The 15,607-nt window shown below is 34.0% G+C and carries 12 protein-coding genes and 1 pseudogene; 1 reads left to right on the top strand and 12 read right to left on the bottom strand.

What is annotated here, in order from left to right; all coding sequences use genetic code 11:
• Window positions 1-426: 426 nt before the first annotated feature.
• The 3 genes from CD127_RS03065 to CD127_RS03055 form a co-directional block, all read right to left on the bottom strand.
• Window positions 427-1,668, bottom strand: coding sequence for an acetylornithine deacetylase (locus CD127_RS03065; RefSeq protein WP_268927669.1), 1,242 nt, complete (start codon window positions 1,666-1,668; stop codon window positions 427-429).
• A gap of 39 nt (window positions 1,669-1,707) precedes the next feature.
• Window positions 1,708-3,030, bottom strand: coding sequence for a toll/interleukin-1 receptor domain-containing protein (locus CD127_RS03060; RefSeq protein WP_103365725.1), 1,323 nt, complete (start codon window positions 3,028-3,030; stop codon window positions 1,708-1,710).
• A 295-nt stretch (window positions 3,031-3,325) separates the two neighbouring features.
• Window positions 3,326-4,021, bottom strand: a complete 696-nt coding sequence (locus CD127_RS03055; protein WP_103365724.1) for an SDR family oxidoreductase — start codon at window positions 4,019-4,021, stop codon at window positions 3,326-3,328.
• 185 nt (window positions 4,022-4,206) lie between these two features.
• Here CD127_RS03055 and CD127_RS03050 point away from each other — a divergent pair, with 185 nt between their 5' ends.
• On the top strand, window positions 4,207-4,476 hold the full coding sequence (locus CD127_RS03050; RefSeq protein WP_103365723.1) for a DUF1413 domain-containing protein: 270 nt from the start codon (window positions 4,207-4,209) through the stop codon (window positions 4,474-4,476).
• 157 nt (window positions 4,477-4,633) lie between these two features.
• On the opposite strand, the gene CD127_RS03045 is transcribed toward CD127_RS03050, so the two are convergent.
• From CD127_RS03045 to CD127_RS03005, 9 genes and pseudogenes are all read right to left on the bottom strand, one after another.
• Entirely contained in the window at window positions 4,634-4,825 is a 192-nt protein-coding gene (locus CD127_RS03045) for a hypothetical protein (protein ID WP_103298412.1), read from the bottom strand.
• Window positions 4,826-5,223: 398 nt separating this feature from the next.
• Window positions 5,224-8,091 (bottom strand): annotated as a pseudogene (locus tag CD127_RS03040) (DEAD/DEAH box helicase).
• The gene (locus tag CD127_RS03035) at window positions 8,091-8,486 is read right to left on the bottom strand and encodes a (deoxy)nucleoside triphosphate pyrophosphohydrolase (protein WP_103365722.1); all 396 of its coding nucleotides are present in this window, start codon (window positions 8,484-8,486) and stop codon (window positions 8,091-8,093) included. Before CD127_RS03035 ends, CD127_RS03040 begins: the two are co-directional and overlap by 1 nt.
• A gap of 550 nt (window positions 8,487-9,036) precedes the next feature.
• Window positions 9,037-9,903: a UTP--glucose-1-phosphate uridylyltransferase GalU gene (galU, locus tag CD127_RS03030; protein ID WP_103365721.1), complete on the bottom strand. Its 867-nt coding sequence runs from the start codon at window positions 9,901-9,903 to the stop codon at window positions 9,037-9,039.
• Window positions 9,904-10,112: 209 nt separating this feature from the next.
• Window positions 10,113-11,471, bottom strand: coding sequence for a gluconate:H+ symporter (locus tag CD127_RS03025; protein ID WP_103297385.1), 1,359 nt, complete (start codon window positions 11,469-11,471; stop codon window positions 10,113-10,115).
• 41 nt (window positions 11,472-11,512) lie between these two features.
• Window positions 11,513-13,051 (bottom strand): gluconokinase, encoded by a 1,539-nt coding sequence (gene gntK, locus CD127_RS03020; protein WP_103365720.1) that lies wholly within the window; start codon window positions 13,049-13,051, stop codon window positions 11,513-11,515.
• Between the two features lie 22 nt (window positions 13,052-13,073).
• Complete coding sequence (locus CD127_RS03015; protein WP_103365719.1) at window positions 13,074-13,754, bottom strand: GntR family transcriptional regulator; 681 nt, start codon at window positions 13,752-13,754, stop codon at window positions 13,074-13,076.
• A gap of 140 nt (window positions 13,755-13,894) precedes the next feature.
• Complete coding sequence (locus tag CD127_RS03010; protein WP_103365718.1) at window positions 13,895-14,617, bottom strand: MerR family transcriptional regulator; 723 nt, start codon at window positions 14,615-14,617, stop codon at window positions 13,895-13,897.
• Between the two features lie 96 nt (window positions 14,618-14,713).
• Window positions 14,714-15,586, bottom strand: coding sequence for an alpha/beta fold hydrolase (locus tag CD127_RS03005; protein WP_103365717.1), 873 nt, complete (start codon window positions 15,584-15,586; stop codon window positions 14,714-14,716).
• Window positions 15,587-15,607 lie beyond the last annotated feature (21 nt).

The following is a 15,607-nucleotide window of genomic DNA, read 5'->3' as shown; positions in this document are numbered from 1 at the left end:
ACTATTAAAGGCAATGGTCCTTAATCGGGCCATTGCCTTTTTCATTTATCTTTATAGTTCTTCTACCATTAGCTACTACTCATTCTGTTGTGATGCTTGCCTAGGGGGCTGGGTCGAGCCACGGTCTCGACACTCATCCTGCTCCCTCAGGCGTCACACAACGTCATTCGTAGTTCATCTTTAGAGTTTTTTACATAAATGCTTAACACTTATGTTCATTAATAATCAACATAGGAGTCTCCACAACTACACTTCGTAATCTATCTTAGAACTTTTTAAAAAAGTACTAAGCAATATATTTATAAAATTATCAAGAACCATTCAATATCATTCGTAGTTCATCTTAGAACTACTTATATGTGTACGAATACATACTTTCATCGATAACTATATCTTCTTAATATACTCCCAACCGCGACTTGTTACTTATTTTTCTGGATGGTCGTACCAATGGTTGAGGAATGTGTAGAGTACGTTGCTATAGGTGCTTAATTCATCAGCTTCTATTTTTTCATCTATGCTATGGGCTTCTTCTAGACTTCCTGGGCCATACAGTATCGTCGGTATACCAAAATGGGCTGTCCAGCCACCATCTGTTACTGTTGTGCTCATACCATGTTGCATGTCACTGCTATGAACATCACGATGCGCCTCTTGTAATTGTTTAAATCCAGGATGGTCTAAAGGAATTGTAAAGCTTGGGAAGATTTCGCCTTTATCTTCAATCATAGATTCACCGCCCCATTCAAATTGTAATGGGTTCTCGCGAAGCCAAATATCCGCTTCTGCTACACGGTTTAAGTAATCTTCAATTTCAGCGACAACCTCTTCATAGCTTTCATTCGGTAAGTAATGCACCGTAATCCATAAACGACATTCGTCCGCTATAAACGCTGGATGACGTCCCCCTTCAATGACGGCAGGGTTAATCGTATTTGCACCTGGTGGCATACCGGGACTGTGTTTCATGACCGCCCAATGCTGTTCTAATTCATTTAACGCTTGAATAATCTTCGTCATCTTTTCAATCGCACTCGCACCAAATAATCCACCGCCTGCATGAATCGTTTGACTACGTGCACCATCGTGAATGGTATTCTTACTTTTAACCGTAATCCAACCGGTAATCACACCACCTTGTCCTAGCGCCATATTCTCGCTCGTATCTAACACCAACGCTAAATCGGCTTTAGGTCCTATTTCACATGCCAATTTCGTACCCGCTTCACCGACCTCTTCACCTACAACCGATTGCACAATAATATCACCTTTAGGCTGGCGACCTTCTTGATGCAACTTTTCAAGAACATAGAATAACGATGCCATACCGCCCTTCATATCACTCACACCACGGCCATATAACCAACCTTGGTGCTCAGTAAGTTGAAACGGCGGATACTCCCAATTCGAGTCATCCTCCACAGACGCCACATCCACATGACCATTCAAGATTAATTTCGGCGCCTCAGGATCCTCACCCTTCAACGTCGCCACAATCACACTATCATTATCATACAGACGCTCACGCTGAATCTCGAAACCTAAATCACGAAACAACTGCTCAATCTCATCCTGCAACGGATCCGTATTACGCCCCGGCGGACTCTCCGTATTAAATCGCACCAATAAATCCAATAACTCATAAAGACGTTGTTCCATCTCAGCCACTCCTTCTTTAAAAATGAACTTCAACTTTCTTATTTTGAATTAATAGCTACAAAGTTCATTTTTATTTACTAAATTAAGTATTGTAGGAAGATTATCCAAAGAATTATTATGTTCAATTTTATCTATTAAACTATCTTTTGAACCATCAAATAGAAAAGAATATCTTTCAAAAATTTCTTTATTTTTAAATCTATTTACAAGAGTATTGTTTCTATCCATTAATTTAATAGGCCACTTTTCATATAATAAACTACCATGCCAAACATTATACATATTACTTCCAGGAATAATAAATAAGCTTGCAGTATACAGAATAACATCAGTTTCTTCAATTTTTGGAATCTCTTTTTCATCAAAATAAAGTGTTAATAAATGTTTTTTCAAATTTTCTATATTATAATTGGAACTTATAACTAAATTATGAGGATATGAGCTCAAAATATTAAAATGATATTCTTTCCTTAAATATGTATATTTTTGAAATAAAATGTCCTTTAAAAATTCACTATCATCATAAGTTAATAATTCCTTTACTAACAGTAAAAATGAAAAATAATTAAATATTTTTATCATTGGATTTTTATAATCATTTTCTACATCTTTTAAACATTTATTATAATGTTCAATAATCAACTCCCTGAAATAAAATTTCTCCTTGCTTATTGCATATTCAATAATTTGTTTCCAATATTCTAATATCGTTTTCATTTTAAGCAATTCTTCTTGGTTATATTCATTTCCATCTTTTTCAAAGTCAATTAAAAAGTCATATATAGTATTTAGAGCTTCTTCAAAATTTTTTCTTTCGTTATAGTCTTTTGAGTTTTCGAGTTTTTTAAATACTTTTTTTAAATCGAAATCTTCATTATCATAATCTGGAACTTTACCTAATTTAGGTTTTGCAAATTTTGGTTTATCATTTATTCTTCTGCCAATTTCTTCAGCCTTTTCAATATCTAAATCTTCGTTTGTCATATCTATCGCATATCTCGTGGTACAAAAAGTGGGTAAAGAAGGCTTACCCTCCTCAAGTAATTCAAAAAAGATTGGTATAAATTTACTATCATTTTGTTTATCATATATTTGTGAGGTAATTATAGTACTTTCAGTTCCTACTCCTCCTTCTCTACCATTAGCTTTATTACAATAATTTGAATCACTAAAAATTAATACATAATCAACAGAATCATCATTAACCATCCGTTCCATATAGTAATGTAAATCATCGCCCTCTTTACAATCCCACACATCTAATAGAACTTCTATGCCATGATCTTTCATTAATAATGTGCTTATTTCTACTATTCTTCGCATATGTTCATCATTTGTTCTTGCATAAGAAACAAAAGCTTTCTTAGACATAATACCCCATCCTTATTTAAGTAATATAAAATAATTATATATTAAAATGAATTTGCATACATTTGTATTACTCTTCTTAACTTTGAGTGTATCATTTCAACACATTACCTTCAGTACATAAAAAAAGACTAAGACAACTATCAAATGTCTCAGTCAAATTTACACGATGGCAGTAGTTGACTGATTTGAAATTGCATTTAAATTAAGCTTTTTTCAAATCTAGTCATCCTTGTCAGGGTGAAAAGACGAAATTATTCTAATTTCTATTCCGCTCCCCTCTTCACATCGTATTATATTAAACAGGTCGTACGGTAATTTCGTTCACGTTCACATGGTCAGGCTGTGTTAAAGCATAAACCACAGCGTCTGCAATGTTTTCAGGATCAAGTTTCTTACGTCCACCAAAGTCCGTATTCTCTGTCATAGGCGTTGCTACCATGCCAGGATGAATACTTGTCGTTTTGATACCTGTACGTGCAAGCTCTTTCTCTAAACCATTAAATATCATTAATGCAGCTGACTTAGTCGCACTATATAATGTGCTTTCTTTAGACACTTCAGTGGCTGAAACTGAAGCTAAGTTCACAAGATGTCCTGAACCTTGTTCTTCGAATTTAGGTAATACGGCATGCACGCCATATAATAAACCTTTGATATTTGTATCAATCATCGCTTCCCATTCGTCTAAATCATATTTCGTAATACGCGCTGAAGTATTGATGCCGGCACAGTTCACGTAGAAATCTACTTTGCCGAATTTTGCGATCGCATTTTCCACTAAAGCGTCTACTTCATCTTTAAATTTCACATTCGTTGGTGTGATTAGGAAGTCGCCTTCGTTCATATCTTTAGCCACTTCTTGTAGTTTCTCATCACTACGTCCAGCTAATACGACTTTTACGCCTTCTTTCGCAAGTGTTTTAGCGATAGTTGCGCCAATCCCACTGCTCGCACCTGTCACAATTGCCACACGTTCTTTTAATTCTGTCATGTTTACGTCACCCTTTTTTCTAGTTTCATTGATTACCTTTCCTAAATTTTTAAATCCTAAACCCACTTATACCATTATTTTTGAAAATTCTCAGAGAAAATCACGCGAGTAATTGTAAAAAACATAAAAACGTAATAAAGTTAATATGTGGCAAAGTATTGGGCATATAGATAGGAGGAAATTCCATGAATTTTGAAGAACGTATTCAATCGTTACGTGCTGAAAAAAGTAGAACAAGTTTTTCATTCCGCTTTGAAGAATTATTTACAGAAGAAGAATGGTTAGACATGTCAGTGAAGCAACGTACACGTCAAGAAAGAGAATTTAATTTACGACTTGATCGTATTCCAAATGTGAGAATGCCATTTGCAAGTGAAGATGGCATTAAAGCCAAGTTATACAATCAAGTGTACGATTATAATGAAGTTAAGAAGAATTTCAAAGAACAATTTTAAATCGTTTTAAAATAGAAGCCCGTGTCTCACTTGGTAAGACACGGGCTTTCAACACATTATTCCAGAATGATTAGGGGTATATTTATGTTTATGCCCCCGTTTGCTCACCCGAGGGCATAGTCTGTATGAATGTATAGGAGGTCATTCAATTTTGGTGTTAGTTTGTGACTAATGATTTACGTTCGAGTCCGTAGTAATAAAGGCGTTCGGCATCAATGTATGGAATAGAATCGATTGTTAAGTAGCCATCTTTAATATCACCGATCATTCCTTGATTAACGCCAGTTTTTAAATAAATTTCATAACTGCCTTCATCAGAAAAGATAACTTCTTCAATTACTTTTCTCATTAGTATCACTCCCATTAATTATTACTCATTCCTTACATTCTTAATAATACACCCTTTTAAAAATTTTTAAAGCATTTTGTGATACTTTTCACAAATAGTTCATTTTTTTGAAAATAAAACCTTCTAAACTTTTTTATGTTTATAGTATTTAGTTAAAGAGAGAAATTTATATATTTTTTAAATGGATTTATCGCTTCACTTTTGTTGTGGCACTTTCCAGGGATGCCGTCTCAGCCAGAATGACCTCATAGATAAATCTATGGGTCATTCTAAGGTCTTCTGACGTCACTGTTTCCCTAGGAGTCGCCCAACAACGCTTCACTCATCCATTTTAAAAAATAAAAAAAGCACTTTGATGTCTTTTAAATAAATCAAAGTGCTAATCTTTAGTTAAAAAACTATTCTTCTACAATATATCTATATATATCGTCTCTTATTGAAGATTTCATAGCCAAATTCATAGTTACTACTCTATCGCCAATATTTCTACTTTCTTCTTTAGCAGTGCCTTCAATATACTCTGCTTCTCCTAGATAATAGTGTAATGTTCCTTCAGCGTCGCTTTTCTTCACAAAGATATAAATATTTTTATTCTTTTCTTTATGATGTATTATATCTTGAATTTCATTACTTTTTAATGAAGCATTAGCTCTTGAAACCCAAGCTAATTCATCTTGACTTAAAAAATGATCCTCATATTTAATATTATCATCAATATCTTCAGACTTTTTATAAGTTATAAATACAGGAATAAAATTGTCTAATACTCTATATCCGTAAATATTATTACTCATATTTTTTTCATCATTTCACCAATTTACTAATTTGAGAAAATCTAATCTGGAATATTGATTATATAAAATTAAATTATTTCCACTTTCTTGAAACTTATTATTATAATATTTTGCGACTGCAATAATATCATCGACATAATCTTGATAATCTTTATTTCCAAGATAACTTTTAAATGTCTTACTTAAAGAAATAATATTATTATACTCTATTATTGGATTTCCATATCTTGCTTGTTCATTTTTACCAAAGTAACTTAGTGACAAAATTTTTAAAGAAGTATTGATATCTTCTTTATTAATAAATTCTAATTGAGCACATAATTGGTCAAAAGTTTTATCTCCCTCAATTATTTTTTCTAATACTAAGTAATCTGATCTTTTTAGCCCTGGCAAAATTTCACGTGATAAGAATGTTAAATTTTTAATTGCATCTTCACTAAATTGTTGATTAGTATAATCATATTTTCTTAAAAATAAATAATAATTTCCAAATTCATTTTTTGATAGTATAACTTTTGGATCTATAGAATTTTGTTCAATAAAATCTATAAGCATTGGTGTTTTACCAATTCTTTCTTTTACCTTTTTAAATGCTTCTTTAATGATCTGCATACTATTTAGTGTTGCTTTATCAATCGCTTCATAGATTTTCTTTTTAGCAATTTCTTCAAAATTTATAGTCGATACTCCTTCTAATTGATTAGGATTAGTCATAAATCTACGATAATCATCTTTATTTTGCGATTGATTATCTGAAAGAGCAATTGGAATAAGATAGTTATTTTTGTAATTTCCTATAAAATCAATAATCGTAACAAATTCTTTATTAGAGCTTTTTCTAAGTCCTCTACCCAATTGTTGGATAAATATTATGCTAGATTGGGTGCTTCTTAACATAACAATTTGATTAACTTCTGGAATATCAATACCTTCATTAAATAAATCAACAACTACTATATAATTAATGGAACCGTCCACTAATTCTCCAATGATTTTTAATCTTTTATTTTGGCTATCTGTGCCTATTAAAGATTTACTTGGAAGACCTCTTAAAGTTAATTTTTGAGCTATTTCTATGGCTTCTTCTTTTCTACTCACAAAAATTAAGCCTTTTAACTCCTCGCCTGAATAACCATAATAATTTGTTTTATTGATAATATGATCTATTCTTTCCTCCGCGACTAATTCTTTTAAATCTGATAACTCATTTTTTTCAACACCATTATGTACATAATCTGTTACTCCAAAATAATGGAAAGGACATAATATATCACTTTCTAGAGCCTTAGGTAACCTAATTTCATATGCTACATTATTATCAAATAGTTCAAAAATATTGCCTTCATCTGTTCTTTCTGGTGTAGCTGTCATTCCTAACATAAAATCAGGTGTGAAATAATTAAATATGGTTTGATAAGTTCTTGCAGCTGTTCTATGTGCTTCATCAAATACTATGTAATCAAATTCATCTTTACGGAATGAATTATAATTATCTTCTTTCGATAATGTTTGAATAGTTGCGAAAATGTATTTTGCATTAGAATTTTTTTCATTTCCTGTATAAAGGCCGAAATCTTCTTCATTTTCGTGTGGTAAAACCTTTTTAAATTCTTCCTTTGCTTTTTTCAAAATACCTTCATTATGAACTATAAATAAAAACTTTTTGGGAGCATAGTTTCTGACATCTAAAGCACATAATATCGTTTTCCCTGTTCCTGTAGCTGAAATAACTAACCCTTTATGTTCATCAGCTTCCCTAAGTTTTTTTAAACCCATTAAGGCTTCTTCTTGCATTAAATTTGGTTTTATTTCATTTGAATTAGTAAACTTTTCAAGTCTTTTATTATGTTCTTTATTTAATTCTAAAAAGTCTCTATATATTTTTGATTCAAAACTCTCTTCATATTCCTTTATCCAATCAACATTCAATGGAACGCTATTTTCCCAAAGATCCTCAAATTGATTTTTTACATTATAAATCAAATCACCATTTTTATGAGTAGATAACATAACATTATGTTCATAATTAATTTTTAATGCTGTTGAAGTTAAATTTGAACTTCCGATAATCATTGAAGAGTAGTTTTCATGCTCAAAAATATATCCCTTAGCGTGGAACCCTGATATATCAGTTAAACGTACCTCTACATTTTCAAGTTTCAGTAATTCTTTATACATTTTAGGCGTGTTAAATCCTAAATAATTAGAAGTAATAATTCTGCCTTTTACTCCTCGATCGTTTAAGTCACTCAATACAGCTTTTAAACTAGCTAAACCACTTTCTGTAATAAAAGCTACAGATATATAAAAACTAATACATTTATCTAATTCACTAATTATTGATGAAAGTATATTTTGATTTTTACTATTATTAAGTAATTTAGGATTCATATTTCCTTCATGTGTGATATTTTTATCTATAAATCCTTTATTTAAAGATTGTTGAAGGTTTGAAAGTACTTTTTCTTCCATTATTTTGCTTCTCCTATAATTATATCTACTGCTGGTACATCAGCTGGGGCCCATTCCAATGTTTTTAATTCATCTAATGGCAACCATTTAATTGCTTTATGTTCAGTCAAAGTAGGAAGTTCATTATTTAGTTTACATTTATAGGTTGTTAATCTAACAATTCCAAATTCATATTCGTGTTCGGTAGTAGTTACTTTATCTTCCACACTTAAATTACATTTCATTTCTTCTTTGATTTCTCTAATTAAGGCTTCTTTTTCTGTTTCTCCTTTTTCAATTTTACCTCCAGGGAATTCCCACATTAATGGAAGACTCATATTTTCACTACGTTGAGCACATAATACTTTATCTTCATTAAAAATAATTGCACCCACAACATTTATAATTTTTTTCATTATAAGCACCCTTTACTAGTTAATACTTTAATTTTATCAAATTCATTTTTTTCATCAATAATACGTTAATTATTGAAAAAGTTTAAAAAGTGATATTTTTGGTCAAGGAATTGCTATTGTGTGGGGTATTTTAATTAATTTTTATATATTATAATTTATGTATATTAGATTTCGATCTAATATGAAGTGAAGGATTTATATTTTAGTGGGATAGATGCATAGGTATTAACTCCCTAAAGGCTCATCTTAGCGGAAAATGAGATGGGTCTTTTATTTTATTTGAATTTGCATTAATAATATTATCATAGTAAAATAAAAGTATAAAAATACACCTATAGTTTTTGGAAAGTTCACTAGGTGGAAAAACTAAGCAACATATTTTGAGGGTCAACTCAAAACATATGTTTTCTACAAACAGCTTATTTTATTAAGTGCTCATCTTAATCCGCTATAAGATGAGCTATTTTTATGCACCTTTTTAGCAAAAAAGCCTAAGACCTTTAATGTTATTTTAAAAGTCTTAGGCTTTCTTGATGTATTAAATTGTTATTTATAGTCCTAGTTCTTTAATGAAGTGGATGAGTTCGTCTTTCATTTTTGGGTCTTTTAGGGCGTATTCGATAGTTGTTTTGACGAAGCCGAGTTTTTCTCCTACGTCGAAGCGATCGCCATCAAAGTCGTAAGCGTAGACTTGGATATCGTTGTTCATACGCTCAATAGCATCGGTTAATTGAATTTCGTTGCCGGCGCCTTCTTTTTGTGTTTTAAGGTACTCAAAGATTTCTGGTGTTAAGATATAACGTCCCATGATTGCTAGGTTTGATGGTGCTGTGCCTTGAGCTGGTTTCTCAACAAATTGTTTAACTTCGTAGCGACGGCCTTCTTTTTCTAAAGGATCAATAATACCATAACGATGCGTAACGTTCTCTGGCACTTCTTGAACACCAATCACTGAGTGCCCTGTTTCTTCATATACGTTCATTAGTTGTTTAATAGCGGGTTCGTCTGATTCTACAATGTCATCGCCTAGAAGTACCGCAAATGGCTCGTCGCCGATAAATTGACGTGCAGTATAAATAGCATGTCCTAATCCTTTTTGTTCCTTTTGGCGCACATAAAAAATGTTAGCTAAATCTGTTGAATATTGAACTTTTTCAAGTAGGTCTGTTTTTCCTTTTTCTTCAAGTACCATTTCTAATTCTTTTTGATTATCGAAGTGGTCTTCAATCGCACGTTTATGTTTACCAGTTACTATAATAATATCTTCAATTCCTGCGCGAGAGGCTTCTTCCACTATGTATTGAATTGTTGGTTTGTCTAAGATAGGAAGCATTTCCTTAGGCATCGCTTTAGTTGCTGGTAAAAATCTCGTTCCTAAACCAGCGGCAGGTATGATAGCTTTTTTAATCTGTTTCAAACTCAAGTAACTCCTTTGCACATTCTGTCTTTTATATCATTTGTTAGTTTATCATTCTTTGTAATTCTTTCCTAGCAATAGCCTATTAATTTGAGTATGGGTGGTACAGGAGCTACTCCAGTAGTGCCATTTATGTTTGTATGTTTTGATTATAAACTTCACTATAAAAAACACTCACTTTGTGTGGTGAGTGTTTTTATGAATGTTTCTTATACAAATAAGCTTATGAATAGGATGAAGATAATTCCTGATACTGAGATGATGGTTTCGAGTAGTGACCATGTTAGGAATGTTTCTTTGATTGTTAGGCCGAAGTATTCTCTGAACATCCAGAAGCCTGCGTCGTTTACGTGTGATAGGATAACGCTTCCTGCGCCAATTGCGAGTACGACGAGTGCGACGTTGACGTCTGAGTGTTGTAATAATGGTAAGACGATACCTGTTGTTGAGATGGCTGCCACGGTTGCTGAGCCTAATGCGATACGTAATACAGCTGCAACTATCCATGCAAGTAAGATTGGTGACATTGTTGAACCTTCGAACATTTTCGCAATTGTATCGCCTACGCCACCGTCGATAAGTACTTGTTTGAATGTACCGCCACCGCCGATGATGAGGATCATCATGCCGATTGGGTAAATAGCATCTGTGACTGATTTCATGATGTCGTCCATTTTTCTACCGCGATGTAAGCCCATTGAGAAGATGGCAAAGATAACTGAAATCAACATTGCTGTGCCAGCTGTACCAATGAAGTAAATGATCTGTTCAAATACGTTTTTAGCTTCTTGATGGCCAGTGATTAATTGAACGATGGTTGAAATTAACATTAAGATGACCGGTAAGATGGCTGTAAAGATACTTAAGCCGAATCCTGGCATTTCAGAGTCTTTGAATTCTTTTTGTGTGCCTAAAGCTGAAATATCGCCTTCACGTGTATAAGCTGAAGGGATAATTTTTTGTGCTACTTTATTGAAGATTGGTCCAGCAATGATAGTGACTGGAATAGCGATAATGATACCGAATAATAATACTTGTCCTATGTTGGCTTTTAATTCTTTAGCGATGACTACTGGTCCTGGATGTGGTGGTAAGAAGCCGTGTGTTACTGATAAGGCTGTCACCATTGGTAATCCAAGTTTCAGTGGTGATACTTTCGCACGTTTGGCGATAGTGAATACTAATGGAATTAATAGTACTAAGCCCACTTCGAAGAATAGTGCGATACCGACGATAAAGGCTGCGACTAGCATTGCCCATTGAACGTGTTTTTGTCCGAATTTAGCGATTAATGTGTCTGCAATGCGGTTTGCGCCTCCGCCATCTGCTAGTAATTTACCTAGAATGGCACCAAGTCCAAAGATAAGTGCGATATGACCGAGCGTACTTCCCATACCGGTTTCAATCGTACTCATGACTTTATTTAATGGCATTCCTAAAAGAATAGCTGTAACGACTGATGTAATGATTAATGAAATAAATGTATTTAATTTTAAGAAAATGATTAATGATAAGAGTAGTAGAATCCCAATAACCACGCTAATAAGTGGCCAAATCTCTCCAAACATTGTAAGTCCTCCCTTTGTGTGTCTATATTATGATGTAATGTTTAGTCCATATGCTTGCGTTGGAAATCTGCAATTTCTGCGTAGCGTTCTTCTAATGATCGACTAAGGTTAATAAAGATTGATACTAATTGTTGATATACTTTAACGGTTTCTTGGTTCGGTTTATGTGCGTTAGTTGTTCCTACCATCTTTTCAATAATAGAAAAGTCTTCAATTTCTCCTAATGCTTTGAGACCTAAGACACATGCACCAAGGCAAGAACTTTCATAGCTTTCTGGCACGATAAGATCAGTATCAAAGATGTCTGCCATCATTTGGCGCCATACTTCACTCTTCGCGAAACCGCCTGTCGCTTTAATCGTGCTAGGTGTTTCGTTCATCACTTCAACTAGTGCAAGGTATACCGTGTAAAGGTTGTAAAGCACACCTTCTAGCGCGGCACGAATCATATGTTCTTTCTGGTGCGATAGTGTTAAGCCAAAGAATGAACCGCGTGCATCTGCGTTCCAAAGCGGTGCGCGTTCGCCGGCTAAATAAGGATGGAAGATTAAACCTTCTGCGCCTGGTTTAACACGACTTGCGATTTTTGTAAGAACGTCGTATGGATCTACGCCTAAGCGTTTGGCTGTTTCAACTTCGCTTGCTAAGAGTTCATCTCGTAACCATCTGAGGATCACGCCTCCGTTATTAACTGGTCCACCAATAACATAGTGGTCTTCGTCTAACACGTAACAGAAGATACGACCTTTATAGTCGGTACGTGGTTTATTAATGACTGTGCGAATGGCACCTGATGTACCGATCGTGACGGCAACTTCCCCTTTTTTATAGCTGTTAACGCCAAGATTTGAGAGTACGCCATCGCTTGCGCCTACTACGATTGGGGTATTTTCATCAATGCCCATTAATGTGGCATAACGTTTTTTCATACCTGTTAAGATATGCGTAGTTGGTACAAGTTTAGGTAATTGATCTCGTGAAATTCCTAATAAGTTAAGGGCTTCTTCATCCCAATCTAACTTTTCCAAATTAAACATGCCTGTCGCTGAGGCCATTGAATAATCGATGACATATTGTTCAAAGAGTTGATAGAAGATATATGTTTTAATGTCAGCGAACATAGCCGTTTGGTTATAAACCTCAGGTTGTTCATGTTTCATCCAGAAGATTTTAGATAAGGGTGACATAGGATGAATTGGCGTGCCTGTGCGTTGATAAATTTCATGACCGTTATGTTCTTGAGTGATGCGTTCAGCATATTTACTAGCGCGATTATCTGCCCAAGTGATACTTTCTGTTAATCTTGAATGTTGCGCATCTAGAGCGACTAAGCTATGCATTTGTGCACTGAAAGAAATCAGTTTAATGTCTTCTTTCTTAACACCCGCTTCTCGCACAACATATTTCACTGTCATTAAGACTGCGTCAAATAGCTCGTCTGGGTTCTCTTCTGAAACATCTACGTTTGGCGTATGTAATGGGTAGCCGATATTATGTTTCATAATAAATTGTCCATTCTCGTCATATAACACTGATTTCGTACTTGTGGTACCAATATCAACGCCAATCATGTATTTCATAGTATTCCTTCTTTCCTTCTATTTAGCGTAACCAGAAACTTTCGATATCTTTCCCCACGTCATCGAAGTTTAAGTGAAACGCTTCTCTTAATTTATCTGAGTCGTGGTGCTCGATTGCTTCAATAAATACTTCGTGATTGCTGTGAATACGTTCAAAGTCCTCTTTGTTATGTGCCATGCGTTCTCTCATTGACAGTAAGACTAAAGATTCGATGACCGGTTTCAAATGATTCCAGAACGTTTGTAAATATTGATGATTTGAAGCTTTAATCGTTGCTTCATGAAATTGCAAGTCATGTTGCGTAAAGGCTTCGGCATCTTCAAATTGTACTGAGACTTTCATCATTTCAAGGTGCTTGCGCATTTCTTTTACTACAGACGTACGATCAATATACCTCATCTTTGAAAATGCGAACGACTCGAGCATAAGTCTTAAATCATATAATTCTTTCTTTTCTTGTTCGCCAAATGGAAGTACTTTCGCACCCATGCGTTCGAGATGTATTAATTGATCAGTCTGTAATAATTTGAAGGCATCGCGTACAGGAGAACGACTGACATCAAATTGTTTTGCGATTTGATTCTCAGTAAGTAACGTGTCACTTTCAATTTCGCCGTTTACAATTTGTAAGCGAATTTCAGCAGCCACGCCTTCCCCTTTCGTCATACCTCCAAGCCATTGTTCTGGATATCCTTGGTTCACAACATTCACCTCTAATTACTACTTTACTTCAACTTGTATACAAGTATGTTAATATACTGTTCTAGTTTTTGCAAGCGCTTTCTTTTTCATTCAAAAATAAAATACCCTAGCTTATTTAAAGCTAGGATGCGGTAAAAACCTTATTTATCGTCATTTGCTACTTCAATGCAATAATGAGTTTCATGACATTTTGGGCATTGGAGTTTACGTGTTTTGGCTGTGTGTCTTGCTAAGATGAATGATTTTAATGATGGTTTAAAGACATGTTGGCAGTTTGGACAAAGGAATGAAATATTTTTGAAATAGAACGCTATTAGTCCTACTGCATAAGTTACAAGAATTGGTAAAACTGCTACAAATGGTTTCGCTGAGCTTCTTAATAAGCTAAATACCAATCCTGAATATTGAACGATACCTATTACCCCTGCGCTAAGCCAAATTTTACCTTTTACTGAGTTAAGTTTTTCTGATTTTTTCATAACATTGTCTATGTCAGTTAAGTGATTGATTGAAGAACTTGATTGTTCTGAAATATATTGTTGTACTGAATTGATGTGCTTAAGCGTCTCAGATTGTTGTTGCATATCTTGTTGAATAGTTTCTTTATGAAGTTGAAGGATCATTTTCAACGTTTGTAAGTCATTATCTTCATAAAGCAATGTTTTAATTTCGTCTAATGTACAGCCGAATTTTTTCAAGATTAATATCAGTTGGAGTTGATGTAGTTGTGTTTCTGTATAATAACGTCGATTAGAATCGTGATGACGTTCAGCTGTTAATAATCCTTTGCGATCATAGTATTGTAATGTTCTGATTGTGATGCCACTTTGTTTGGCAAGTTCTCCAATTGAATAATGTGACATAGCCTTCACCTCCTAGCTCTAACATAGCTAATGACGCTACGTCATGAGCAAGACATTTTCAAAAAAATTATAACAAGCAGTCTGCCCTCTGTCTTATTAAGATTCAATCCAGTCTTTAATGTGGTCGATAATCCCTTCTGTACCATTAGGTAGCTTCTCTAGAACGGCTGGAAAGTCAATGTGACCAATGCCAGGATAAAGTATACCTACTGTTTCGCCACCAAATTTCTTAAATTCTTCCATCGTCGCTTGTGAATCTGTGTAAGGTATGACGTCATCATCCTCACCTGCGATAAACAGTAATTTAGGAAACTGTTTAATCGCTTCAATATCAGGCATATAATCGGCTTTCACTGTATAAATAAGATCGGTGATAATTGTCTTGAATGGTGCTACAAATGACAAGATACTCACACCATTTTCTTTTCGCGCATACACTGTTTTCTTTAAAATGAATTGTGGCAAGTTTTTAATAGCAACAAGTTCATCTTTCAAATGTTCACGTTTCCTATTCTTTGTAAATAAACGTAACACCATACTCGCATTAGGTGAAATCTTCGCTGCGCTACTTAAATAGACGAGGTGCGAAATTGGAAGTTTGTTAAATTTTAATAAACGCGTACCAATCATACCACCCATAGAGTAGCCAATAATCATCATTTTCTCTATGTTATGTTCTTCTACAATTTGTTCTAGCACATCTTCTATGCGTTCAGTATAATCATCTAAATTATGATGGTCACGTTCAATTTTTGAACTTTTACCACGACTAGGACAATTGATAAATACCATTTTATAATCTCTAAAATAAGGCTCAAATAAAGTCATAATGCGATATGTCATTAATGCGCCATGTAGAAATACAATTGTCTTATCTGTATCCATATTCCCTGCATATGCCACTTCGCTCTGTTCATTTTCATAATTTTTTAATTGATAAATTTGTGTCTTAAAATTTCGTTTATCCATAATCAACCTCAAAATTTAAAA

The organism is Staphylococcus petrasii, assembly GCF_002902565.1.
Classification (GTDB): Bacteria; Bacillota; Bacilli; order Staphylococcales; family Staphylococcaceae; genus Staphylococcus; species Staphylococcus petrasii.
Note: the sequence above shows the minus strand (reverse complement) of the source record. Positions and strands in the feature narration are given on the sequence as shown.

Excerpts from the sequence above, each read along its gene's own strand:
- CD127_RS03060 (WP_103365725.1), bottom strand. The coding sequence starts at position 3,030 with ATGTCTAAGAAAGCTTTTGTTTCTTATGCAAGAACAAATGATGAACAT.
- CD127_RS03055 (WP_103365724.1), bottom strand. The coding sequence starts at position 4,021 with ATGACAGAATTAAAAGAACGTGTGGCAATTGTGACAGGTGCGAGCAGT.
- CD127_RS03050 (WP_103365723.1), top strand. The coding sequence starts at position 4,207 with ATGAATTTTGAAGAACGTATTCAATCGTTACGTGCTGAAAAAAGTAGA.
- CD127_RS03045 (WP_103298412.1), bottom strand. The coding sequence starts at position 4,825 with ATGAGAAAAGTAATTGAAGAAGTTATCTTTTCTGATGAAGGCAGTTAT.
- CD127_RS03035 (WP_103365722.1), bottom strand. The coding sequence starts at position 8,486 with ATGAAAAAAATTATAAATGTTGTGGGTGCAATTATTTTTAATGAAGAT.
- CD127_RS03025 (WP_103297385.1), bottom strand. The coding sequence starts at position 11,471 with ATGTTTGGAGAGATTTGGCCACTTATTAGCGTGGTTATTGGGATTCTA.
- gntK (WP_103365720.1), bottom strand. The coding sequence starts at position 13,051 with ATGAAATACATGATTGGCGTTGATATTGGTACCACAAGTACGAAATCA.
- CD127_RS03010 (WP_103365718.1), bottom strand. The coding sequence starts at position 14,617 with ATGTCACATTATTCAATTGGAGAACTTGCCAAACAAAGTGGCATCACA.
- CD127_RS03005 (WP_103365717.1), bottom strand. The coding sequence starts at position 15,586 with ATGGATAAACGAAATTTTAAGACACAAATTTATCAATTAAAAAATTAT.